Annotated in this window: 23 protein-coding genes and 1 tRNA gene; 11 read left to right on the top strand and 13 right to left on the bottom strand. The window is 73.6% G+C overall.

The features are described 5' to 3' along the window. Positions 1-74 precede the first annotated feature (74 nt). Positions 75-149, top strand: a tRNA-Val gene (locus tag ACFVXK_RS06160). A gap of 71 nt (positions 150-220) precedes the next feature. Here ACFVXK_RS06160 and ACFVXK_RS06155 read toward each other — a convergent pair. Then, complete coding sequence (locus ACFVXK_RS06155; RefSeq protein WP_389610337.1) at positions 221-622, bottom strand: pyridoxamine 5'-phosphate oxidase family protein; 402 nt, start codon at positions 620-622, stop codon at positions 221-223. 80 nt (positions 623-702) lie between these two features. On the opposite strand from ACFVXK_RS06155, the gene ACFVXK_RS06150 reads away from it, so the two are divergent. Continuing rightward, positions 703-993 (top strand): hypothetical protein, encoded by a 291-nt coding sequence (locus tag ACFVXK_RS06150; RefSeq protein WP_389610336.1) that lies wholly within the window; start codon positions 703-705, stop codon positions 991-993. 128 nt (positions 994-1,121) lie between these two features. Beyond that, on the top strand, positions 1,122-1,586 hold the full coding sequence (locus ACFVXK_RS06145) for a hypothetical protein (RefSeq protein WP_389610335.1): 465 nt from the start codon (positions 1,122-1,124) through the stop codon (positions 1,584-1,586). A 62-nt stretch (positions 1,587-1,648) separates the two neighbouring features. On the opposite strand, the gene ACFVXK_RS06140 is transcribed toward ACFVXK_RS06145, so the two are convergent. Continuing rightward, positions 1,649-1,723 carry a 50S ribosomal protein bL37 gene (locus ACFVXK_RS06140; protein ID WP_099895366.1) on the bottom strand — a complete coding sequence of 25 codons (75 nt, stop codon included), beginning with the start codon at positions 1,721-1,723 and terminating at the stop codon, positions 1,649-1,651. Positions 1,724-1,838: 115 nt separating this feature from the next. Between ACFVXK_RS06140 and ACFVXK_RS06135 the strand changes: the two genes are divergently transcribed. Together ACFVXK_RS06135 and ACFVXK_RS06130 are read left to right on the top strand one after the other, a co-directional pair. Next, the gene (locus ACFVXK_RS06135; protein WP_389610334.1) at positions 1,839-2,477 is read left to right on the top strand and encodes a hypothetical protein; all 639 of its coding nucleotides are present in this window, start codon (positions 1,839-1,841) and stop codon (positions 2,475-2,477) included. A gap of 7 nt (positions 2,478-2,484) precedes the next feature. Continuing rightward, entirely contained in the window at positions 2,485-2,712 is a 228-nt protein-coding gene (locus ACFVXK_RS06130; protein WP_389610333.1) for a DUF2277 domain-containing protein, read from the top strand. A 12-nt stretch (positions 2,713-2,724) separates the two neighbouring features. On the opposite strand, the gene ACFVXK_RS06125 is transcribed toward ACFVXK_RS06130, so the two are convergent. The 4 genes from ACFVXK_RS06125 to ACFVXK_RS06110 form a co-directional block, all read right to left on the bottom strand. Continuing rightward, the gene (locus ACFVXK_RS06125) at positions 2,725-3,213 is read right to left on the bottom strand and encodes a hypothetical protein (protein ID WP_389610332.1); all 489 of its coding nucleotides are present in this window, start codon (positions 3,211-3,213) and stop codon (positions 2,725-2,727) included. Positions 3,214-3,361: 148 nt separating this feature from the next. Beyond that, positions 3,362-3,973 (bottom strand): DedA family protein, encoded by a 612-nt coding sequence (locus tag ACFVXK_RS06120; protein ID WP_389610331.1) that lies wholly within the window; start codon positions 3,971-3,973, stop codon positions 3,362-3,364. Between the two features lie 105 nt (positions 3,974-4,078). Next, positions 4,079-5,740, bottom strand: a complete 1,662-nt coding sequence (locus ACFVXK_RS06115) for an alkaline phosphatase D family protein (protein WP_389610330.1) — start codon at positions 5,738-5,740, stop codon at positions 4,079-4,081. A 113-nt stretch (positions 5,741-5,853) separates the two neighbouring features. Beyond that, positions 5,854-6,537: a DUF1524 domain-containing protein gene (locus ACFVXK_RS06110; RefSeq protein ID WP_389610329.1), complete on the bottom strand. Its 684-nt coding sequence runs from the start codon at positions 6,535-6,537 to the stop codon at positions 5,854-5,856. Positions 6,538-7,071: 534 nt separating this feature from the next. Here ACFVXK_RS06110 and ACFVXK_RS06105 point away from each other — a divergent pair. After that, positions 7,072-7,653 (top strand): TMEM165/GDT1 family protein, encoded by a 582-nt coding sequence (locus ACFVXK_RS06105; RefSeq protein WP_358896355.1) that lies wholly within the window; start codon positions 7,072-7,074, stop codon positions 7,651-7,653. A gap of 29 nt (positions 7,654-7,682) precedes the next feature. Here ACFVXK_RS06105 and ACFVXK_RS06100 read toward each other — a convergent pair whose 3' ends face one another. Further along, the gene (locus tag ACFVXK_RS06100; RefSeq protein WP_389610328.1) at positions 7,683-8,366 is read right to left on the bottom strand and encodes an HAD-IA family hydrolase; all 684 of its coding nucleotides are present in this window, start codon (positions 8,364-8,366) and stop codon (positions 7,683-7,685) included. 133 nt (positions 8,367-8,499) lie between these two features. Then, positions 8,500-9,339: a peptidoglycan-binding protein gene (locus tag ACFVXK_RS06095; RefSeq protein WP_389610327.1), complete on the bottom strand. Its 840-nt coding sequence runs from the start codon at positions 9,337-9,339 to the stop codon at positions 8,500-8,502. A gap of 782 nt (positions 9,340-10,121) precedes the next feature. Here ACFVXK_RS06095 and ACFVXK_RS06090 point away from each other — a divergent pair. Further along, positions 10,122-12,170: a DHA2 family efflux MFS transporter permease subunit gene (locus tag ACFVXK_RS06090; RefSeq protein ID WP_389610326.1), complete on the top strand. Its 2,049-nt coding sequence runs from the start codon at positions 10,122-10,124 to the stop codon at positions 12,168-12,170. A gap of 13 nt (positions 12,171-12,183) precedes the next feature. Here the strand turns inward: ACFVXK_RS06090 and ACFVXK_RS06085 are convergent, their stop codons facing one another. Further along, positions 12,184-12,726 carry a GNAT family N-acetyltransferase gene (locus tag ACFVXK_RS06085; RefSeq protein WP_389610325.1) on the bottom strand — a complete coding sequence of 181 codons (543 nt, stop codon included), beginning with the start codon at positions 12,724-12,726 and terminating at the stop codon, positions 12,184-12,186. A 104-nt stretch (positions 12,727-12,830) separates the two neighbouring features. On the opposite strand from ACFVXK_RS06085, the gene ACFVXK_RS06080 reads away from it, so the two are divergent. After that, positions 12,831-13,226: a nuclear transport factor 2 family protein gene (locus tag ACFVXK_RS06080; RefSeq protein ID WP_389610324.1), complete on the top strand. Its 396-nt coding sequence runs from the start codon at positions 12,831-12,833 to the stop codon at positions 13,224-13,226. A 99-nt stretch (positions 13,227-13,325) separates the two neighbouring features. On the opposite strand, the gene ACFVXK_RS06075 is transcribed toward ACFVXK_RS06080, so the two are convergent. Continuing rightward, positions 13,326-13,649: an antibiotic biosynthesis monooxygenase family protein gene (locus tag ACFVXK_RS06075; protein ID WP_389610323.1), complete on the bottom strand. Its 324-nt coding sequence runs from the start codon at positions 13,647-13,649 to the stop codon at positions 13,326-13,328. 70 nt (positions 13,650-13,719) lie between these two features. Here ACFVXK_RS06075 and ACFVXK_RS06070 point away from each other — a divergent pair, with 70 nt between their 5' ends. Continuing rightward, positions 13,720-15,732 carry a phosphatase PAP2 family protein gene (locus tag ACFVXK_RS06070; RefSeq protein ID WP_389610322.1) on the top strand — a complete coding sequence of 671 codons (2,013 nt, stop codon included), beginning with the start codon at positions 13,720-13,722 and terminating at the stop codon, positions 15,730-15,732. Positions 15,733-15,806: 74 nt separating this feature from the next. Here the strand turns inward: ACFVXK_RS06070 and ACFVXK_RS06065 are convergent, their stop codons facing one another. Further along, positions 15,807-17,192, bottom strand: coding sequence for an FAD-binding oxidoreductase (locus ACFVXK_RS06065; protein ID WP_389610321.1), 1,386 nt, complete (start codon positions 17,190-17,192; stop codon positions 15,807-15,809). Between the two features lie 55 nt (positions 17,193-17,247). Then, positions 17,248-18,192, bottom strand: a complete 945-nt coding sequence (locus ACFVXK_RS06060; RefSeq protein WP_389610320.1) for a GlxA family transcriptional regulator — start codon at positions 18,190-18,192, stop codon at positions 17,248-17,250. A gap of 97 nt (positions 18,193-18,289) precedes the next feature. On the opposite strand from ACFVXK_RS06060, the gene ACFVXK_RS06055 reads away from it, so the two are divergent. Further along, positions 18,290-18,844 carry a PaaI family thioesterase gene (locus ACFVXK_RS06055; RefSeq protein ID WP_389610319.1) on the top strand — a complete coding sequence of 185 codons (555 nt, stop codon included), beginning with the start codon at positions 18,290-18,292 and terminating at the stop codon, positions 18,842-18,844. A 252-nt stretch (positions 18,845-19,096) separates the two neighbouring features. Here the strand turns inward: ACFVXK_RS06055 and ACFVXK_RS06050 are convergent, their stop codons facing one another. Then, complete coding sequence (locus ACFVXK_RS06050) at positions 19,097-20,347, bottom strand: cytochrome P450 (protein WP_389610318.1); 1,251 nt, start codon at positions 20,345-20,347, stop codon at positions 19,097-19,099. A gap of 265 nt (positions 20,348-20,612) precedes the next feature. Here ACFVXK_RS06050 and ACFVXK_RS06045 point away from each other — a divergent pair, with 265 nt between their 5' ends. Next, complete coding sequence (locus ACFVXK_RS06045; protein ID WP_389610317.1) at positions 20,613-21,782, top strand: steroid 3-ketoacyl-CoA thiolase; 1,170 nt, start codon at positions 20,613-20,615, stop codon at positions 21,780-21,782. Positions 21,783-21,999: the final 217 nt, after the last annotated feature.

Raw genomic sequence — 21,999 nt, 5'->3', positions numbered from 1 at the left:
CGGGTCCATTCTCCCCCACGGGAACGGGTTTGCGTGGGGGGTGCGCCTGCCATGTAGGCTGTCCACTCGTCCACGGGTGCGTAGCTCAGGGGTAGAGCGCTGCTCTTACAAAGCAGATGTCGGCGGTTCGAAACCGTCCGCGCCCACCAGCACGAAGGCCCCCAACCGATCATGGTTGGGGGCCTTTTGCATGCACGACCGGCGTCGACTGGCCGTCGGATCACCAGGAGAGGTCGCGTACGCGGGGTGGGTGGTCCGGGGTGAAGCGGATCAGTTTGGTCGCCGGGTCGTCCAGGGGTTCCGAGAAGCGGGCCGGCCAGGTGTGGGGGTCGGGGCCCAGGTAGCGGGTCAGTTTGCGGAGGGCTCGGGGGCGGTCCAGGGGGACGGTGGCGGCCGTGCCCCGGCAGGTGACCGACAGGACCTGGCCGTCGGCGAGCTCGCAGGTGTCGACGACCAGTGCGACGCGGGGGTCGGCCGCGAGGATTCGTTCCATGCGGGAGTAGGAGCCGGTCAGCCACCAGAAGGCCCCGTCCTCCCAGAGGAACCACACGGGCCGGACCTCGGGGCCTTGCGTGGCGACGCGTGCCACGAGGGGGCGGGCGAGGAATTCGTCGACATCCACCTGGTGTGCCTTCCGATCGGATTCGTTCGAAGATCGTTCGGATAGAGCTTGCCAGGCGAACGGTCGTCATCATGGTTTCCATGAATTTCGAATCCGGCAGGGCTCCTGTCGAGAGCACGCACGTCAGGGCGGTGACCGACGGGGTCGCGCACACCTTCACGTGGGAGGCGGACGCGCGGGTCCAGGTGCGGGACCTGGGGGGAGAGGTCGTGGTCGAGGCGAACGCAGAAGGTCTCAGGACGCTCGCCCGTCATCTGCTGGTCCTCGCGGGGGACGGCGTCCCCGACGGGAGCCATCTGCACCTCGAACCTGGCAACGGGCTGGAGGACGGGTCCCTCGGTCTGGTCCTGGAGCGCTACGACGAGGAGTGAAGGGGGCGCACACGGGGCGGGGCGGTGTCAAGACACGGGGTTCCGGGGCGTGACCTCGGGGGGCCGGGCGGCGCTTACTTGAGGTCCGGTCGCTGTGGAGCGACGGGAGATCGAGAGGAGTTTCGGTGATGCTTCAGCAGGTTCACAGCCCCCGCCCCGCCCCCGCCAAGCGGCGGATGTTCCGCTACATGATGGTCCTGACCACGGCCGCCTTCGTCGCCGGGGGCATCGCTTCGCTGCCCACCTCGGCCTCGGCGGCGTCCCGGGCGGCGCCCGCCGTGGAGGCCGGGGTGAAGGCCGGGGTGAAGGCCGATGCGCTGCCGTGTCCTTCGGGGTATGTGTGGCGGGACAGCTACGACGGTGACGCGCTGTGCGTGACGCCCGCCGAGCGGGACCGGGTGCATGCGCTGAATCCGAACCGGCAGCCCGGTGGGGGTGCCTACGGGCCCTGGACCTGCAAGCCGGGGTACGTGTGGCGGGAGAAGTGGGTCGGGGACACCCTGTGCGTGACGCCCGCCGAGCGGGACCGGGCCAAGGGGCAGGGGCGGCTCATCGACAACGGGCCGGAGCTCCACGGCATACCTGGGAGGTGATCCCCGTCTACGAGCCCCCGGCCGGTCGCGGCCGGGGGCTACGGGGTGTGCGGGGGCCGCGGTCAGGCGTTGGGGCGCTTTCCGTGGTTGGCCTTCTTCTTCTTGCGGGCGCGCTTCTTGTTTCCTCGCTTGGCCATCGGGAGTCTCCCTTGATTCGCCTCGACGCGGATGTTCCGGGCGTTCGTCAGTCTAGGATCCGGGCCGGTTTCCCGCGCGGCGGCGCGGGGACCATCCCGCAGGGGGGTGATGGGTGTGGGCGGCGAGTGGGTCTGGGCCGTCGGGGCGTTCGGGCTCGGGGCCGCGTGGCTGGGGCTGGCCGCCTGGTGGCCGGGGCGGGGGCGGTTCGAGCGGGCGCGGGAGGCCGAGCGGGAGCGGCTGCTCGCGCGGTGGGGGGAGGAGCGGCCGGCGGAGGCGGGGGATCCGCGGCTGGTGGACGCCTCCGCCGGGGGGAGGGAGCGGGGTGGGGGGCCGCGCGACGACTTCACGCCGATGCTCGTCGAGTACTACGCGTACGGGCTGGCGCAGGCGCGGGCCAGCTTCGTCACCAGCCAGTGGTTCGCCGGGGTCGGCGCGGCCGTGCTGCTCTCCGGGATCGGGCTCGGGGTGTGGAAGGCCGAGAGCGGCGGGGAGGTCTACGTCGGGGTGGTGACCAGTTCCGTCGGGGTGGTCGTCACCCTGGTCGGGCAGCTGTTCCACCGCCGGGCCGACGCCGCCCTGCGGCACATGGCCGCCCAGAGCGCCTCCCTGCGCGAGGACCGGCGGGCCGCGGAGGGGGTCCGGCAGGCGATCGCCCTGCTGGAGGAGATCGCCGATCCGGAGCTGCGGGGACGGCTGCAGGCCGGGCTCGTCATGCGGCTTTCCGGGGCGGAGCTGCCGCCCGCGGGGTCATAGTGGAGGCATGTGCCGTTCCATCAAGACCCTGCGCCCGCCCGCCATCCCCGAGAAGGCCACCGAGGCGGAGATCCGCGCGGCCGCGCTCCAGTACGTCCGGAAGGTCTCCGGGTTCCGGGCACCCGCCGCGCACAACCAGGAGGTGTTCGACGCCGCCGTGGACGCCGTCGCCGAGGCGACGCGGCTGCTGCTGGACGGGGTGCAGGTGCGCGGGCGGGCCGCCGCCGCGGTGTGAGGGCCGGCGGGCTCAGGCCGTGCGGCGGCGCAGCAGCCAGATCCCGGCGCCGAGCGCGCCGGCCGCCAGGGTGCCGCCGACCACGATCTGGGCCCGGCTCATGGAGTCCATGCTGCCGCCGAGGCCGCCGCGCGCGGCGCCGGGGGCGACCTGGAGGGTGACGTCGACCCGGCGGCCTCCGCACTCGAAGGTGACGGGGTACGAGCCGGGGGTCGCGTCGCTGAAGACGGTGGCCGCGCCGGAGAGGTTGCTCGCGGTGGCGCTGCCCGGGGCCAGTGCGACGGTGTTGAAGACACGGGAGGACGCCCGGCCGGTGCGCGTGCTGCAGCCGTCGACGTTGAGGCCGACGCGGCCGCCCGGGGAGACGGTGCCGGGGGAGACGGTGGCGGAGGGGGTCGTGCCGCCGGCGGGGGCGGCGTGGGCGGGTACGGCGGCGGCTGCGATGACCAGTGTCGCGGCGGCGACTCCGGTCAGACGATGCCGGATGCGCATGGGGGGCATGGCGGGACTCCTCGGCTCCTCGGGACGACTCGGTGGCGTGCCGTGCTCTGGACGCTAGAAGCCGGGGCGGCGGGCCGCGATTGCTGCCGGGTGAACGGGTGACCCACTGGCCCACCCGGGCCATCCTTCCGGGGGACGCCGGGCGGCGTCAGGCCGTCGCCGGGGGTGTGGGGGAGGGGCGGCGCAGGAGGAAGGCGGAGAGGGAACCGGCCGTGAACAGGGCCAGCAGGGAGACCGCCGTGCCCAGCCAGGCCGTGCCCAGCCACTGGGTGCCGAAGTAGCCCAGGGCCACGCTGTAGGCCGCCCAGCTGATGCCCGCCAGGACCGACCAGGGCAGGAACTCCGCCAGCGTGCGCCGCGTCTTGCCCGCGCCCAGCGAGACCACCGAGCGCCCGGCCGGGGCGAAGCGGGCCAGGACCACCAGCAGGCCGCCGCCGCGGGCCAGGGCCGTGCCCAGCCGTTCGTGGGCCCGGGTCAGGCGGCGGGAGCGGGCGATGACCCGGTCCAGGCGGGGCCCGCCGCGGCGGGCCAGCCGGTAGGCCGTGAGGTCGCCCAGCACCGAGGCGGAGGCGGCCACCGTGAGCAGGACCGCGACGTCCGGGACCCGCGAGGGCGGCCCGCCGGCCGCCGCGGCCGCAGCGGCGGTGATCACCAGGATGCCGCTCGGCAGCACCGGCAGGAACACGTCCAGCAGGACCGACACCGCCACCAGGGCGTAGATCCACGGGCTCGCGGTCAGCGACCCCAGCGTCTCGATCACAACGGGACTCCCCAGTCCGGAGCGCCGCGTGGTCGCGGGGGAGCGGCAGGGGCGGCTTGACAGCCATACAGCGTACGCCCGGCGGCCCCGCCCCGGAGCCCCGGCCTACTCCGCTCCGGTGAGCCGGCGGTCCAGCACCGTCACCAGCCGGGCACCGGTCCGCGACCGGCGGGCCTGGTCCAGCCGGAGCCGGGCCTCCCGCCCGGCCAGGGTCAGCGTCATCAGCTGGTTGCCGAACCAGGGGCCGCCCGTACGCCGCCAGCTCAGCGGCGGTCGTCCCGTCCGGCCGTGCCGGGAGAAGCCGCGGCCGAGCCAGCGGCCCAGCCGGGACCAGCCCAGCCGGAAGCCCCATTTCACCGCGGTGTGGATGGAGTTGTGCACCGGCGAACAGGTCAGCTGGAACACCCGCGCCGTGCTGGGTATGAGGGGCTCGGCCACATACGCGTGGTGCACGTCCCCGGACAGGACGGCGACCGTCGCCGGGGCCTTCGGGCCCGTCCCGACCTCCTCGATCAGATCGCTGAGCGCGGCGAACGACGCCGGGAACGCCGCCCAGTGCTCCAGGTCGCTGCGCCGCCGCAGGTCCTCCCCGATCCGCGCCCACCGCTCCCCGCGCTCCCCGCGGCAGAGCGCGGCGTTCCACGTCTCCGCGTCATGGATCAGCGGCGGCATCAGCCACGGCAGCGAGGAGCCGATCAGCAGGTGGTCGAAGCCGCCGTGCCCGGACAGGGCGTTCTCCCGGAGCCAGCGCTGCTCCGCCGGGTCGAGCATGGCCCGCCCGTCCTCGGCGAGCACCCGCGCGGCGCGGGTGTCGACCATCAGCAGCCGGGTCCGGCCGAAGTCGCGGCGGTAGCTCCAGCGCACCGTCGCGGGGTCGGCGTCCGCCGCGGCCGCGAAGGCGCGCAGCGCGTCCGTGCCGTCCGGGGTGGCCCGTACGGCGGCGTACAGGGGGTCGGCGGCGAGCTCGGCGGGGGAGAGGTTCCCCAGGTGCTGGTACACCCAGTACGACATCAGCCCGCTGAGGACGCGCTCGGGCCACCAGGGGGTCGCGCGCATCTCGGCCTGCCAGGAGGCGCTGGTGTTCCAGTCGTCTATGACGTCGTGGTCGTCGAAGATGTGCAGGCTCGGGACGGTGGAGAGCAGCCAGCGGATCTCCGGGTCGCCCCAGGACTCGTCGTAGAGGCGGGTGTACTCCTGGTAGTCCGCGACCTGGGCGCCGGGGGCCTCGCGAAGGTCCCGGCGGGCCGCCAGCCAGCGACGGGTGTCCTTCGAGAGCTGGTCGGCGTAGACCTGGTCGCCGAGGAGCAGCAGCAGGTCCGGGCGGGTCCGCGACGGGTCGGCGGCCAGGCGGGCCGCGAGGGTGTCGAGGGCGTCCGCCCCGTGCGGTCCCCGCCGGCCGGCGGGCGGGGCGGCCTGCCGGCACGAGCCGAACGTGATCCGCAGGCCGGGCGCGGGGTGGCCGGCGCCGCCTCCCACCGCCGGGGTGGCGATCGTGCTGGGCGGGAAGCGGCCGCCGGGCCGGGGCCAGACGGTGGTGCCGTCGAGCAGTACCTCGTACGCCGTCGCCGTACCGGCCGTCAGGCCGGTGACCGGTATCAGGGCGTAGTGGTGGCCGGTGATCTGGAAGGTGCGGGCGCTGCCGCCGGACCCGTCGGCGCACCGCACCTCCGCCGTGCACGGGCGGTCCGCCTCGATCCATATCGTGGCGGATCCGCCCGTGTCCCAGTCGACGTAGCGCAGCAGCGGTCCCAGTCGCAGTCCGGCCATCAGACTCCCCCTCCTCGACAGCCCTTTGGATCACGGTACGGGGCGGGGCGGGGGCCCGGCCTCCCCCTGGCGGGGGATAGCGGGGGTGAAAATTCCCGGGGAGCGGCGGGGTGTCAGCAGCCGTTCAGGACGTTCACCAGGGCGGTCTTCTCCCCGGCGTCCATGCTCAGCCCCCAGTACTGCTTCACCTCGACCCAGGCGCGGGCGTAGGTGCAGCGGTAGGCGGTGCGCGGCGGCAGCCACTTGCCGGGGTCGAGGTCGCCCTTGGCCTGGTTGACGTTGTCCGTGACGGCGATGAGCTGGGGGCGGGTGAGGTCGTTGGCGAACTGCTGGCGCTTGGCGGTGGTCCAGGTGTTGGCACCCGAACGCCAGGCCTCGGCGAGCGGGACCATGTGGTCGATGTCCACGTCCGAGGCGGCGGTCCAGGTGGCGCCGTCGTACTCGGAGTACCAGCTTCCGCTGACGGCGGCGCAGGAGGAGTCGGTGACGACGTTGACGCCGTCGCGCTTGAGGACCGTCTCGCGGGTGTTGCAGGTGCCGGAGATGGTGATCCAGTGCGGGAACTGGCTGCGGCTGTAGCCGGTGAGGGAGCCCTCGGCGGCCGGGGTGACGGTGGCCAGGTAGGCGCGGGCCTCGGCGGCGCTGATCGGAGTGGGCGGGGAGGCCAGGGCGGCCGGCGCGTTCACGAGGGAGGTGAGGGCGGCGAGGGCGACGGCGGAGGCGAGGACGCCGGCGCGTCCGGCGCGGCGGAGGCGACGCGCGTAGACCGAGGGCGTGCGGAAGGGCGTGAGGGGCATGAGGGGCTCCCTGGAGCGGGGGGTGGACGGCCGTGCGGCCCCGGCGGGGCGCGGCCATGGTGGCGGCGCCGGATGTCGCGGGGATGGGCACCAGGTGACAGATTGCCGACATGGGCACGTCACATCAAGGAGATCAACGCCCCGTATTCAAGGGGAAGTTGAGATTCCGGCCGCCAGGACGGGGCGGGGTGGGGCCAAGCTCACATTTCGGACGCCCTGGCGTCGCGGCCGTCGTCGCGTACCCTGGGCGGAGCAGAAGGGGAGTAGCTCTTCGCCGGACCGTCGACATACTGCTGGGTCACACCAGCCGGCGCCCGGAGGCGGATCGCGTCAGCGGCCCGCCAGCGAGACCTTCGGCCGCAGTGTCCTGTCCTTGTGGCGCGACGCGCGCGGCGCGGCATGCGTACCCCGCATCCGCGCGGTGTGCGGCGTGTCGACATACCCCAGGGCGCCGCCGAGCCGAAGCGACCCCTGAAACACCCCAGGTCTCTCGGTCCCGATGGCGTCCTGCCCGACCGATCGAGGTTTCACCCCGTGTTCAGCTTCACCGTGCTGGCGATCGCCTTCGGCGTCGTCTTCCTCGCCGAGCTCCCCGACAAGACGGCCCTGGCCGGTCTGATGCTCGGCACCCGCTACCGCGCCTCCTACGTCTTCGCGGGCGTGGCCGCCGCCTTCGCCGTACACGTCGCGCTCGCCATCGCCGCGGGCAGCGTGCTCACGCTCCTGCCGCACCGGCTGGTGCAGGCCGTCGTGGGGCTGCTGTTCCTCGCGGGCGCGGCCATGCTGCTGTTCAAGAAGGGCGACGACGAGGAAGAGGTCAAGCCGCCCGCCGACCAGTCCTTCTGGAAGGTCTCCGGGGCCGGTTTCATGCTGATCCTGGTCGCCGAGTTCGGCGATCTGACCCAGATCATGACCGCCAACCTCGCGGCGCGTTACGACAACCCGCTCTCCGTCGGCCTCGGCGCCGTGCTGGCGCTCTGGGCGGTGGCGGGCATCGGCATCCTGGGCGGGCGCACCCTCATGAAGTACGTCCCGCTGCGGCTCATCACCAAGGTCGCGGCCTGCGTGATGCTGGCGCTGGCCGGATTCTCCCTCTACGAGGCGATCGCGGGCTGACGGCCGTCACGTCCCCTCGCCCCGGGCGGCTACCGCGCCGGGGTGAGGGTGAGGCGGATCGAGCCGTCCCCGGCGGATTCCACGCGCACCGCGGTGAGGTCGTCGACGTGGGCCGTGGGGCCGTGGGCGGCGGCGCGCGGGCCTATGCCGATCACGCGCATGCCGGCCGCCAGGCCGGCGGCGATGCCGGCGCCGGAGTCCTCGAAGACCACGCAGTCGGCCGGGTCCACGCCCAGTTCGGCGGCGCCCTTGAGGAAGCCCTCCGGGTCGGGCTTGCTGGCCCCGACGGACTCGGCGGTGACCCGCACGTCCGGCATCGGCAGGGCGGCTGCCGTCATCCGGACCCCCGCCAGGGCGGCGTCGGCCGAGGTGACCAGGGCGTGCGGCAGGCGGGCGACGGCGGCCATGAACTCCGGGGCGCCCGCGACCGGCACCACGCCTTCGGTGTCGGCCGTCTCACGGGCCAGCATCTCGGCGTTCTCGGCGTGGTTGAGCTCCATCGGGCGCTCGGGGAGCAGGATGGCCATCGTGGCGTAGCCCTGGCGGCCGTGGACCACCTTGAGGGCTTCCTGCGGGTCCAGCCCGTGCGACAGCGCCCACGCGCGCCAGCAGCGCTCGACCACCGCGTCGGAGTTGACGAGGGTGCCGTCCATGTCCAGGAGCAGGGCCCTGGCGGTGAGGACGACGGGGGCGGAGGCGGTGCTGGCCGACATCGGCGGGGCTCCAGACGGGGCGGGAGAAGAGAACAAGTGGTTCCGTCCACCGGTCAGGGGGTGTGGACGGAACCACTTTGTTCCTACACGATACAAAACCGGGGGCGGTGTGCGCCACCGCCGCCCGCGTGACCTATCCCTCCAGGGCGCGCCGGGTCGCCGGACCGTAGACGCCCCAGGGGTCGTCGTAGACCCCGGACTCCATCTGGAAGTCCGTCACGGCACGCTCCACCGAGCGGCCGTACCGGCCGTCGAAGCGGCCGTTGTACATCCCCTGGTCCGCGAGCAGCTGCTGGAGTTTGAGCACCTCGGGGCCCGAGTCGCCGTTGCGCAGGGTCGCGGCCTTGGAGGGCGGCGGGGGCGGTGGGGCCGGCTTGGTGGCGCGGGGCGCGCTCGCGGACGGGCTCGGGGACGGCGCCGCCGAGGTGCGGGAGGGGCTCGGGGAGGGCGACGCCGACCGGGACGCACTCGCCGACGCGGACGGCGAGGCCGATGCGGAGGCGCTCTCCTCGGGGCCGGACGGCGTCTGCGACGGGCCGGCCGGGGCCTCGCCGGACGCCGGTACGGACTGCTTGGGGTCCGCCAGCGTCGTGCCGTCCTTCCCGGAGCCGGTGAACAGCCACAGGGCCAGTGCGACCGCTCCGGCGGCCACCACCGCCCCGGCCGCCGCCAGCGGGACCGCCCGCCGCCGCTTCGCCGGCCGTGCGGCGCCCGTCCGCGCCCCCTGCGGGGCCACGGCCCGCAGCCGCATCGTCGGGTCGGCCCCCGGCGCCCCGGCGCCGCGCGGGTCCGCCGGGAACATCGCGGCCGCGGCCTCGGCCCCCGTGCCGGACGGGGCCGCGGGGACGGCCGGGAACATCGCGGTCGCGGCCTCGGCCCCCGCGCCGGACGGGGCCGCCGGGACGGGCGGGAACATGGCGGTCGCGGCCTCGGCCCCCGTGTCGGACGGGGCCGCCGGGACCGGCGGGAACATGGCCGTGGGGGCCTCGTCCGGAGTACCCGCGGCGGGCGGAGGAACCGGAGTGCCCGGAGCCGCCGGGACGGCGGGGATCATGGCCGTCGCCGCCTCGGGGCCCGCCCCGGACCAGTCCGCCGGCGCTCCGGGAGCCGTCGCCGGCCAGGCAGCCGCGTCGGAAGGTATCGGCGGGATCATGGCCGTCGGGGCATCCGGAGCCGCCGGGACGGGCGGGAACATCGCCGTCGCCGCCTCGGGAGCCGACCCCGGCCGGGCCGTCGGGTCGGAAGGTATCGGCGGGAACATGGCGGTGGGGGCCTCGGCTGGAGCCCCCGGGACGGGCGGCATCATCGCAGTCGGCGCATCGGGGCCCGCCCCGGACGGGACCTCCAGGGCTGCCGGGGCGGACGGGACCGGCGGGAGCACGGTCGTCGGGAGCTCGGGGGACGGTGGGGGCCCCGGCGGGAACGTCGGGAACGGGGTGCCGGTGGAGGGGCCGGGCGGGGCCATGGCGCCCAGGACCGGCTGGGGCGGCGTCGGGGGAGGGATCGTTCCCTCGGCCCCGGGCGCGGCCATGTACGGGCGGATGCGCAACGGGTTGAACCCCACCCCCCGCGCACACGCGCAGTCGGCGCCCGCGGCGCCGCATTCCGGACAGCGCTCAGCGCTCACTGATAACCCCTCCCTGGACACTGCCAGCGATTATGCAGACCCCTTTGGCCCCACCCAACCCTTCCGAGAGGCCATAACCGGACAGACCGCTCAGGATGGAGGTGTTGATCCGGCGTGAGGAGGAGCCGATGGCTCAGGATGTGACCGCGTCGCCAAAGAACCCCGCCCCGGGAACCGAACACGCTTCCCGGGACGTGCTCGTCTCGATCGGGGCCCTCCTGCTGGGCCTGCTGATCGCCGCACTCGACCAGACGATCGTCTCGACCGCGCTCCCCACCATCGTGAGCGAGCTCGGCGGCATGGAGCACCTGTCCTGGGTGGTCACCGCCTACATGCTGGCGTCCACCGCGGCCACCCCCCTGTGGGGCAAGCTCGGTGACCAGTACGGCCGCAAGAAGCTGTTCCAGTACGCCATCGTCATCTTCCTCATCGGCTCCGCGCTCTGCGGGCTGGCCCAGGACATGCCGCAGCTGATCGGCTTCCGCGCCCTGCAGGGCCTGGGCGGCGGCGGGCTGATGGTGCTGTCGATGGCGATCGTCGGCGACATCGTCCCGCCCCGTGAACGCGGCAAGTACCAGGGCCTCTTCGGTGCCGTCTTCGGTGCGACCAGCGTGCTCGGCCCCCTGTTGGGCGGCCTGTTCGTGGACCACCTCTCCTGGCGCTGGGTCTTCTACATCAACCTCCCCATCGGTCTCGTCGCCCTCGTCGTCATCGCGGCCGCCCTGCGGATCCCCGCCCGGCCCTCGCGGCACACCATCGACTACCTCGGCACCGCCCTGATCGCCGGCGTCGCCACCTGCCTCGTCCTCGTCGCCTCCCTCGGCGGTGGCTGGGGCTGGGGCTCGGCCCGGATCGTGGGCCTCGCCGTCCTCGGCGCCGTCCTCCTCGTCGCCTTCGTGTTCGTCGAGCACCGGGCCGCCGAACCGGTCCTGCCGCTGAAGCTGTTCCGGATCCGCACCTTCACCCTCTGCTCGGTGATCAGCTTCATCGTCGGCTTCGCCATGTTCGGCGCGATGGTCTACCTGCCGACCTTCCTCCAGGTCGTCCGGGGCGTCTCACCGACCATGTCCGGCGTCCACATGCTGCCGATGGTGCTCGGCCTGCTGATCGCCTCCACCGCCTCCGGACAGATCGTCAGCCGCACCGGACGCTGGAAGGTCTTCCCCCTCACCGGCACCGCCGTCACCGCCGTCGGCCTACTGCTCCTGCACCAGCTGGAACGCACCAGCTCCGACCTGGAGATGAGCGCCTACTTCTTCGTCTTCGGCGCCGGCCTGGGCCTGGTCATGCAGGTGCTCGTCCTGGTGGTGCAGAACGCCGTCAGCTACGCCGACCTCGGAGTCGCCACCTCAGGTGCCACCTTCTTCCGTTCCATCGGCGCCTCCTTCGGCGTCGCCATCTTCGGCACGATCTTCACCAGCCGGCTCGGCGAGAAGCTCACCGCCACCCTCGCCGGAGTCCCCCTCCCGCCCGCCGCGAGCCCGGAACGCATCGAGGCCGACCCCCGGGCCATCGGCGCCCTGCCTCCCGCGCTGCGGCCCCGGGTGCTGGACGCCTACTCCAGCGCCATCACCGACGTCTTCCTCTACGCCGTCCCCGTGGTCCTGCTGGCGTTCCTGATCGCCTGGTTCCTCAAGGAGGACAAGCTGCGCGGGTCCGTCACCGCCCCCGACGTGACGGAGACCCTCGCCTCCAACCCCGTCCAGCGCTCATCCCACGACGAGGTCGCCCGGGCCCTGTCGGTGCTCGGCACCCGCGAGGGCCGCGCCCACGTCTACGAGAAGATCACCGCGAGGGCGGGCTACGACCTGCTGCCCGCCGCCAGCTGGATACTGCTGCGGATGAAGAAGTACGGCTCGGTGGACCCGGCGGTGCTCGCCGAACGCACGTCCGTTCCGCTCAGGGCCGTCACCGACGCCGCCCGCCAGGTCGAGGAACGCGGGCTCGCCGCCAGGGAGGGGCTCTCCCTCGTCCTGACCGACCGGGGCCGCGAGTCCGCGGACCGGCTGGCCGACGCCCGGCAGGAGTCCCTCGCCGAACTCCTCGGCGACTGGTGGGGCCCCGACCGCCCCACCGACCTCGTCAAACTCGTCGAGGAACTCAACCGGGAGCTGTGCGGCTCCGACGCCGAGGAGCCCTACGACACCCTCCCGCGCCGGGACCACGCTGCGCACTGACCGGCGGTGGCGATCACACCAGCGACTTCTCGAACCAGTGCTGGGCGTACGGCCCGGAGTTGTACGCCGGTATCTCCCGGTACCCCTGACGCGCGTACAGGGCGCGGGCCTCCACCAGGTCCGTCCTGGTGTCCAGCCGCATCCGCCGGGCGCCCAGCGCGCGGGCCTCCTCCTCCAGGGCCGCGAGCAGTGCCGCCCCACCCCCCGTGCCGCGCGCGCTCCGGTCGACGTAGACCCGCGTGAGCTCCGCCGTGCCCGGGTCCAGGAGCCGTATGCCGCCGCAGGCCAGGGGCCGCCCGTCGAGCCGGCCGACGACGAACCGCCCCGTCGGCGGTGCCAGCTCGTCGGCCGGGAAGTCCAGCATCCCCTGGTCGATCTCCGCCTCCGTGACGGACCGCTCCCAGTACCGCCCGGCGACCTCCGCGTAGTACGCGCGCCGCAGGGCGGTGGCGTCCGCCGTGGTGAACGGCTCCGGGACGACCGCCCAGCCGGAGGCGCCGCCCCGGTCCGCCGTCGTGCCCGTCCCGCTTGCCTTCGTGATCGCATTCCTGTCCATGCCGCCATTGTGGAGACCCGCCCCCGTTCCCCGCGTGGAATATCCACAGGCACGGACCGATGATGAGACAAGGCGTAAATCCCACGAACGAAGGGTGGACGGTCATGTCGGAGCATCCGGACTGTGCCCTGATCCGCCGCGGCTACGAGGCCTTCGGCAAGGGCGACATGGAGACCCTGGGCAGCCTGATGACGGCTGACGTCATCCACCACGTGCCCGGCACCAGCCCCGTGTCCGGGCACCACAAGGGTCGGGAAGCGGTACTCGACCTCTACCGCCGTCTGGGAGAGGAGACCGGCGGCACCTTCCGCGTCACCCTGGAGCGCGTCCTGGTCGACGGCAGGGGCCACGCGATGTCCTTCCACACCACCATGGCGGACCGCGGCGACCGGGGCATCGAGATCCACGAGGGACTCTTCTTCACCATCGTCGGCGGCAAGATCACCGACATCGACCAGTGCACGCAGGACATCGACGAGAGCGACGCCTTCTGGAGCTGAGGGCCGAGTGCCGAGTGCCGAGAGCCGAGTGCCGAGAGCCGCGCGGCGCATGGACGGAAGGGCCCGGGAGCGTACGCCCCCGGGCCCTTCCGTCCGTCCTCACGCCTTCTTCGGCGACGCCTGCTGCACGACCTCGAACGACCACACCTGCGACCCCGACGCCGCCGGCTTCGGCCGGTCCCCGCCGCCGCCACCCTGGTGCGCCGCCTTCATCGGACCCTCCATCCACGCCTGGAAGTCCTCCTCGGAACGCCAGCGCGTGTAGACGAGGTACTGGTCCGTGCCCTCGACGGGCCGCAGCAGCTCGAACCACTCGAACCCGTCCGAGGACTCCACGGCCCCCGCCCGCGAGGCGAACCGCTGCTCCAGCACCTCCCGCTGTTCGTCGGGAACGGTCAGGGCGTTGATCTTCACGATGCTCATGCCGCCATCCTAGGGATCCCGCGGGGGATATCGTCGTCCCGGCAGTGATCCCCAGTGAGGACGGCAAGGCGTGGCTGACGCGGCGGAACACGGCGGTGCCGACGGACATGCCGCGGTCGTGGGCGGCAGACTCGGGGCGGCCCGCCTCCTGCTGTGGGCGCTCGCCGCCGTCCTCACCGTCCGACAGGCGGCCGCCGTCCTGCGCGTGCCCCCGGCCGAGTGGTTCGGCGACCTCCACCTCTCGGCGGGCACCGCCGCCCCCGGCACCCTCTACGACGTCGGCCGGTTCACCGGTACCCCCTTCGCCGGGCTCGTCCTCAAACCCCTGGCCGGCCTGGCCGCGCCCCCCTCCCTGGAGGTCGCCTGGACCTGCGCGACCCTGTTGCTCGTCGCCGCCGTCGGGGTGGTCGCCGCGCGCGGGCTGCCCGATCCGGTGCCCCGCCGCACCGCGCTGCTCGCCGCGCCCGTGCTGGTCGCGCTGATGATGGTCTCCCTCCCGGTCCGCGCGGCCGCCTTCCCGGGCCAGACCGCCGTCCTGCCCGTGCTGCTGGTGCTGCTCGCCGTCTTCCGGGTGCCCGGCGAGAAGCCCGCCGGGCTCCTCGTCGGCCTCGCCGCCGCCCTCCAGCCCGCGCTCCTCCTCTTCGCCCCGCTGCTGTGGCTCACCGGCCGCCGCCCCACCGCCCGCGCCGCCGCCGCGACCTTCGCCGGAGCCACCGTGCTGTCCTGGGCCGCCCTGCCGCGCGACTCGTGGACGTACTGGATCCACCACCTCGCCGGCACCGGCCTCGGCGGCTCCCCCGACGGCCTCGCCAACCAGTCCGTCCACGGCGCCCTGCTCCGCTTCGGCCTCAGCGGCCCCGGCGAGATCCTCCTCTACACGGCCCTCGCTGCCGCGATCACCTGGGCCGCGCTGCGCCGCGCCACCCGCTACGCCCGCGACGGCCAGCTGCTGCTCGCGGTCGCCGTCACCGGCTGCGCGGCCGTCGCCGTCTCCCCGACCGGCTGGCGCCACCAGCTGCTGTGGGTGCTGCTCGCGGTGGCGGGCAAGGTGGGGAAGCGGGCCGCCGACCGGCGGGTGTGGCCGGTCGCCGTCGTGCTGGCCATCACCCTGCCGAGCGCGGTTCTGCTGCCCAACCTGGCCGCGCTGGCCCCCGTACGGGACAACGTGCCGCTCCTCGCGGCCGTGGCGGCGGCCTGCGCCGTGCCGTTCCTGCCGCGCTCCTCCCCGTACTGGCGCGAGCCCGTCCCCACCCTCCACGGACACCCGGCCCCCGCCCGCTGGGCCCGGGTGCCGCTGCTGCCGTTCTGGCGGCGCGCGCTGTCGCGCCCCAGCCTGCCGCTGGAACTCCTGTTGATACGGGTCGGCTACTCGGTCTACTCGCACATCCGCGCCGCCGCCCCCGCCAGCCGCTCCCTCGCCGAACGCAACGGGAGCCGGATCCACGGCATCGAGCGGATCCTCGGCATCGACGTCGAGCGGGCCGTGAACCGGGCGGTGGTCGACGCGCCGTGGCTGGAGGCGTTCTTCAACTTCTACTACTCCTCCTTCCACTTCGTGGTGCCCCTCGGGATCCTGGCCGTCCTCTACCGGCGCCGCCCCGGCGACTACCGCTGGGCGCGGGCCTCGCTGGGCCTGGCGACCGCCCTCGCGCTGGCCGGGTTCTGGCTGTTCCCGCTCGCTCCGCCGCGGCTGATGCCCGGACTCGGCTTCGTCGACACCGTGCACGGGGCGCAGGACCTGGCGAACCCCTCGTACGGGGCGATGACCGCGATCTCCAACCAGTACGCGGCGATGCCCTCGCTGCACTTCGGCTGGTCGCTGTGGTGCGGGATCGTGGTCGTCGTCCTGGCGCCGAAGGGCTGGCAGAAGCTGCTTGGCGCGCTGCACCCGCTGATCACGGTGTGCGCGATCGTGGCCACCGCCAACCACTGGGTGCTGGACGCGGTGGGCGGCGCGGCCGTCGTCGGGGCGGGCTTCGGGCTGGTCCACGTGCTGTCCGGGCCGCGCGGGGTACGGGTCGTGCTGCCCGTGCAGCGCAGGGCGGCCGGGGAGCCGGACCTGCTCGCCTCCGCCCAGCGGTAGGACACGGCGGTAGGACACGGCGGTAGGACACAGGGGTAGGACACAGCGGTAGCGCGCAGCGGTAGGACGCGGGGTCAGGAGGCGGCGGCCGGAGGGATGTTCTGGTTGAGGCGGAAGAGGTTGCCGGGGTCGTAGTGGCGCTTCAGTTCCCGCAGCCGCCGGTACTTGGCCTCCCCGTAGGCCTGCGCGACCCGGTCCTCGCCCTCCTCCATCAGGAAGTTGGAGTAGACGCCGGTCTGGTAGGGGGCGAGCGCCGACCACAGGCCGCGCGCCCACTCCCGTTCCGCCTCGAAGCCCTCGGGGCCCTCCGTCGTCCCGTTGATGTTGAAGGTGTGCCCGGAGGAGCGCCCGCCGAAGGCCGTCTCGTCGTCCCCGACCCGCCGGATCGCCCCGCCGAGCTGGAAGATCGGGAAGGCGGTGAGCGGTGACACGATCCGGGCCGCGTGTTCGGCGGTGCGGTCGATGACCCCGTCGTCCAGCCGGTCCACGTCGCAGGACTTGAAGTAGTACCAGCGCCCGCGCGGGAAGGACGGGTCGAACATCGCCTGATGGGCGGTGAACGGCTTCGGCACGCACAGGTCCAGCAGCGGCGGCGGCCCCGCCTCGCGCAGCGGCCGCAGCACCCGCTCGCCGTCCTCGACCGGCCCGGCGTAGCAGCACACCACCATCACCACCGGCCGCCCGTGCAGCTCCTGCGGCATGAACGGCACCGGCGGCACCCGGCGGTGGACGACCGCGGTGGTCAGCTCGTCCGGCACGTCGGTGATCCAGTCCCGGTACAGGCGCAGCAGCCGCGGTGACTCCTCCATCGGCCACAGGACCGGGCCCGCGAGGACCACCGGACCCACCGGGTTGAGGCGGAACTCGAACTCCGTCACGATCCCGAAGTTCCCGCCTCCGCCGCGGATCCCCCAGAAGAGTTCGGCGTTCTCCTTCTCGCTCGCCGTCAGGAACGACCCGTCGGCCGTGACCATGTCCACCGACAGCAGCTGGTCGACCGTCAGCCCGTACTTGCGCATCAGCCAGCCGATCCCACCGCCGAGGGTGAGCCCCGCCAGCCCGGTGGTGGTGACGATCCCGGCCGGGACGGCCAGCCCGAAGGCCTGGGTCTCCCGGTCCAGCTCGCCGAGCCGCACCCCCGCCTGGGCGCGGACGGTCCGGGCCTCGGGGTCCACGCGGATGCCGCGCATCGCGGAGAGGTCGAGGACGAGGCCGTCGTCACACACCGAGTGGCCGGGGAAGCTGTGGCCGCCGGAGCGGACCGCCAGCGGCAGCCCCTCGTCGGCGGCGAACCGTACGGTGTCCATCACGTCGGCGACGCCCGCGCAGCAGGCGACGAGGGCGGGGCGCCGGTCGACCGAGCCGTTCCAGACCCGCCGGTCCTCGTCGTACGTGGGGTCCCCGGGCCGCACCAGCCGTCCCCGGAAGCCGGGGCCCGGCGCAGCCGTGACCGTGGTCATGGCCCCAGTCTGGCACCGGGCCGCGGGGCCCGCACGCCCGAACGGGTGACCCCGCTCAGCCCCCGGCCCCCGCCCGTCGGCGCAGCAGCGCGCGCAGCGGGCCGGGGCTCTCGTACCCCACCCGGCGGGCGACCGCGGCGAGCGGCAGGCCGGAGGTGCGCAGCAGGTGCTCGGCCTGCTCGACGCGCAGGTCCTGGACCAGGCGGATGGGGGAGCGGCCGAGGGTGCGGGCCGTCGTGCGCTGGAGGGTGCGTTCGCTGACGCCGAGGTCGCGGGCGGCGTCGGCGATGGACAGGGGCTCGGCGATCCGGGCCCTCGCCCACTCCTCGAAGGCGGCGACCAGCGGTTCGTGGCGGGCCATGGCGCTGGGGATCACGTACGCGGCCTGCGAGGCCCGGTCGTCCACCACGAGGTAGCGCCGGACCAGGCCGGCCAGGGCGGGGCTGCGCGCGGCGACGACGGACAGGGCCAGGTCGAGGTGGCTGAACGCGGCTCCGGCGGTGGTGACCCCGTCCGAGGTGGTGACCATCCGGGTCTCCTCCACCGTCACCCGGCGGTAGCGCTCCCGGAACACCGGTGCCAGCCACCAACTGGTCGTCGCCCGCAGCCCGTCGAGCACGCCCGACTCGGCCAGCAGGAACGTCCCGGTGCAGGAGGAGGCGAGCGGGGTGCGCCGCTCGCGGGCCTGCGCCAGCAGCCGGCGGGCGGTGCGGTGGGCGGGGGAGGCCACCGTCTCCAGCAGGGCGTCGGGCCGGCGCTCCATCAGGGCGGGCAGGACGAGGAGGTCCGCGTCCTCGGCGCGGGCGGCGGGCTCGGTGTCGATGCGGTGGCCGAGTCCGGTGCGCACGCGCCGGCGCACGCCGACGGTGTGGATCGCGAAGGCCGGGGGAGCGGCCCCGGAGAGCTGTCCGCGCAGGGCGTTGGCGGTGTGGAGCACGTCCAGGACGGCGGAGATCCCGGAGTCGAACACCCCGTCGAGGGCCAGTACGGCGACTTTCACCTGCCCAGCGTAGCGGCCGGGCGGCTGTCGGAATCCGACCGGAAGGTGCCGGATCCGACACTCCCGTCCGCACGGGAGGCGGCCTAGGGTCGTTGCCATGACCACGTACGAGACCGCCGCCCCCGCCTCCGCCCCCGCAGCCCCCGCCGCCCCCGCGTCCTCCCTGCGCACCCGCACCCACAGCTGGGAGCCGCAGCCGGCCTCCGTCCCGGGGCTCGCGGACATGAGCGGCCTGGAGATCCTGCGGGCGGCCCTGAAGGGGACCCTGCCCGCCGCCTCGATGACGAGCACCCTGGGCTTCCGCCTCACCGAGGTCGGCGAGGGCTTCGCCGTCTTCGAGGGGGACCCCGGCGACCACCTGCTCAACCCGATGGGCACCGTCCACGGGGGCTTCCTCGCCACCCTGCTGGACTCCGCCCTCGGCTCGGCCGTCATGACCCGGCTCCCGGCCGGTACCGCCTACACCACCGTCCAGTTGGGCGTGCACATGATCCGCCCCGTCCTCGCGGACACCCCCACCCTGCGCTGCGAGGGCACGGCCCTGCACGTCGGGCGCACCACGGCCACGGCCGAGGCCAGGATCACCGGCACGCACGACGGCAAGCTCTACGCCCACGCCACGACGACCTGCGCGGTCCTGCGCACGCCCTGACGGCCCGTACGGTCGTACCGCGTCGTACCGTTGTACCGCGTCGTACCGCGTCGTACCGCGTCGTACCGTCGTACGGCCGAAGGGGCGCCGGGGCCCGACGGCCCCGGCGCCCCTTCGGTGGATCGCCGCGTCCTGTAAGGATCGGCCCACTTCCGCGGTCGCGCCACTCGGGCGGCCGACCGGCGGGCCGGTCCAGCGGACGGCAGGGGCCGGGGCGTGGGGGTGGCGGCCCCTGCCGCCCTGGGTCACGGGTCAACCGGCGTTGACCCGGAGCTCCTTGATGCCGTTGAGCCAGGCCGCCCGCAGCCGGCGCGGGCCGCCGCCCTCGGGGGCGAGCCGCAGGTCGGGCAGGGTGTCGGCGAGGGCGTTGAAGATCAGGTCGATCTCCATGACGGCCAGGGACTTGCCGAGGCAGAAGTGCGGGCCCCCGCCGCCGAAGCCGAGGTGCGGGTTCGGGTCGCGGGTGATGTCGAAGACCTCCGGCTCCGAGAAGACCTCGGGGTCGTGGTTGGCGGAGGAGTAGAACATCCCCACCCGGTCGCCCGCCTTGATCTTCTGCCCGCCCAGCTCGGTGTCCTGGGTGGCGGTGCGCTGGAAGGAGACCACGGGGGTGGCCCAGCGCACGATCTCCTCCGCGGCGGTCGAGGGCCGGGTCGCCTTGTACAGCTCCCACTGCTCGGGGTGGGTGAGGAAGGCGTGCATGCCGTGGCTGATGGCGTTGCGCGTGGTCTCGTTGCCCGCGACCGCCAGCAGCAGCACGAAGAAGCCGAACTCGTCCGAGCGCAGGTTGCCCTCGCCCTCCGCCGCCACCAACTGCGTCACGATGTCCTTGGCCGGGCACTCCTTGCGCTCGGCGGCCAGGTTCATGGCGTACCCGATGAGCTCGACGGCCGCGTTGGCGCCGACCTCCTCGGTGATGGCGTACTCCGGGTCGTCGTAGGCGACCATCTTGTTGGACCAGTCGAAGATCTTGGACCGGTCCCGCTGGGGTACGCCGATCAGCTCGGCGATGGCCTGGAGCGGGAGTTCGCAGGCGACCTGGGTGACGAAGTCGAAGCTGCCGTCCCCCGAGGCCGCCCGCGCCTCCTCGACGATCTTCCGCGCCCGGTCGCGCAGGGCCTGTTCCAGGCCGCGGATGGCGCGCGGGGTGAAGCCGCGCTGCACGATCTGCCGTACGCGGGTGTGCTCCGGCGGGTCCATGTTCAGCATGATCAGCCGCTGGGCCTCGATCTGCTCGCGCTGGACGTGCGCGTTGAAGCGGATGATCGCCGTGTTGGTGGTCGAGGAGAACAGCTCCGGGTGCGTGGAGACGTACTTGACGTCCGCGTGCCGGGTGACGGCCCAGTAGCCCTCGTCGTCGAACCCGGTGATCCCGCGCGGCTGGGCGCACCACCACACGGGAGCGGTCTGCCGGAGCCGCGCGAACTCCGGCAGCGGGACCCGTTCCTGGAGGAGGTCGGGGTCGGTGGCGTCGAAGCCTTCGGGCAGCACGGGACAGGACATCGGGCGACTCCAAGGTCTGACGAGGGTCTGACGGCCCATCAGAAGTTGGCTCGAAGGTAGTAACGAGTTCTAGAAGTGACAAGGGCCTCCGCGTCAACTCTTGAGTGTGGAATCCGTGGAGGGCGCGTGCAAGACCCTTGCGTGCCGGGGGTCCAGGTCATAAGACTGCGGTAGATAACTAGAACGCGTACTAGTTCGAGCAGGGCGGCAGCCGGACGGCCCGCCACGCCGGCGCTGTGCAGAGTGTGCAGGAGAGGACGAGCTCATGGCCGCGGAACCCGTCATCGTCGAAGCCGTACGCACGCCCATCGGGAAACGCGGGGGCGCCCTGGCCAACCTCCATCCCGCCTACCTGCTCGGCGAGACCTACCGCGAACTCCTCGCCCGTACCGGAATCCAGCCCGACTGCGTCGAACAGATCGTCGGCGGCACCGTCACCCACGCCGGCGAGCAGTCCATGAACCCCGCCCGCAACGCCTGGCTCGCCATGGGCCTCCCCTACGAGACCGCCGCCACCACCGTCGACTGCCAGTGCGGCAGCTCCCAGCAGGCCAACCACATGGTCGCCAACATGGTCTCCGGCGGGGTCATCGACATCGGCATCGCCTGCGGCGTCGAGGCCATGAGCCGCGTCCCGCTCGGCTCCGGCTCCAAGCACGGGCCGGGCAAGCCCTTCCCGGACGAGTGGAACGTCGACCTCCCCAACCAGTTCGAGGCCGCCGAGCGCATCGCCCGGCACCGCGGCCTGACCCGCGAGGACGTCGACCGCCTCGGCGTCCTCTCCCAGGAGCGGGCCGCCACCGCCTGGGCCGAGGAGCGCTTCAAGCGCGAGACCTTCGCCGTCCAGGTCCCGACCACGGAGGAGGAACAGGCCGCGGGGCAGGGCATGTGGCGGCTGGTCGACCGGGACGAGGGCCTGCGCGACACCAGCATGGAGGGCCTGGCCCGGCTCAAGCCGGTCATGCCGACGGCCGTGCACACCGCCGGGAACTCCTCCCAGATATCCGACGGCGCCGCCGCCGTGATGTGGGCCTCGCGCAAGATGGCCCGCGCGCTCAAGCTCAGGCCGCGCGCCCGGATCGTCGCCCAGGCCCTGGTCGGCGCCGACCCGCACTTCCACCTGGACGGGCCCATCGACGCGACGCGGGCGGTCCTGGGCAAGGCCGGGATGTCCCTCAGGGACATCGACCTCGTGGAGATCAACGAGGCCTTCGCCTCCGTCGTCCTCAGCTGGGCCCAGGTCTTCGGACAGGACCTGGAGAAGGTCAACGTCAACGGCGGGGCCATCGCCCTCGGCCACCCCGTCGGCGCCACCGGCGCCCGGCTGATCACCACCGCGCTGCACGAGCTGGAACGGCGCGACAAGGAGTTCGCGCTGATCACCATGTGCGCGGGGGGCGCGCTGGCCACCGGCACCATCATCCAGCGCCTCTGAGCTCGCGGGCGGGCGCGCCCGCGCGCCCGCGCGCCCGAGCCGCCCGAGCACGCGCCGGGAGGCGCCCACCGAACCCGTGGGATGGGATGCGAGAGGCCCCGGTGGCCGGACCTGGGGAGGCCGGCCACCGGGGCCCTCGTGTGTCTGCCGTGCTGCTGCCGCCGGCTTAGTACCAGTGGTTGTTCTGCCAGAAGTTCCAGGCGCCGACGGGGCTGCC

Origin of the sequence: Streptomyces sp. NPDC058157, assembly GCF_042884105.1 — a bacterium.
Taxonomy (GTDB): Bacteria; Actinomycetota; Actinomycetes; order Streptomycetales; family Streptomycetaceae; genus Streptomyces.
The sequence above is the reverse complement of the archived record's forward strand: the minus strand, read 5'-3'. Positions and strand labels throughout refer to the sequence as shown.